The organism is Bartonella sp. TT110JLCBS, from assembly GCF_042193405.1.
In the GTDB taxonomy this organism is placed as follows: Bacteria; Pseudomonadota; Alphaproteobacteria; order Rhizobiales; family Rhizobiaceae; genus Bartonella.
Genome location: NZ_JBHILT010000073.1, coordinates 1,613 through 2,007, shown reverse-complemented (window position 1 = coordinate 2,007; position 395 = coordinate 1,613). Strand labels below are relative to the sequence as shown.

Sequence of the window (395 nt, the reverse complement as noted above, 5' to 3'; positions counted from 1 at the left end):
CTTAAAGTAATAAAAAATACAAAAATGAATATTCTTGGATTCATGTCACATAAATTTACAACAGATGGGCAAGGTGTGACAGGTTTTTTTTTATTGAGTGAATCACATTTATCATTCCATACATACCCAGAGAGTAATTACATAAGTATTGATTTGTATACTTGTGGACAAGATTATGGCAAGGCAATTGAAGCTATTAAAATTCAATGGGAATATACTGGACAATTATTTATTAGATCGTTTAGGAGAGGTAAGCATTTTTTGAGTATTAATACCTCTTCTTCTTATGACGAAGATTTATCTAATGTATGATAACTATAAGAACGAAGGCAGCTATGAATATCAAAAACAATGGCTTATTTAAGTTTGATTATCAAATTCCTGTATACAATTTT

At 28.6% G+C, this 395-nt stretch carries 1 protein-coding gene; it reads left to right on the top strand.

The features are described from left to right. Nucleotides 1-312: S-adenosylmethionine decarboxylase family protein (locus ACFILW_RS09430; RefSeq protein ID WP_375685671.1), on the top strand; the 312-nt coding region annotated here is incomplete at its 5' end. Between the last annotated feature and the right edge of the window lie 83 nt (nucleotides 313-395).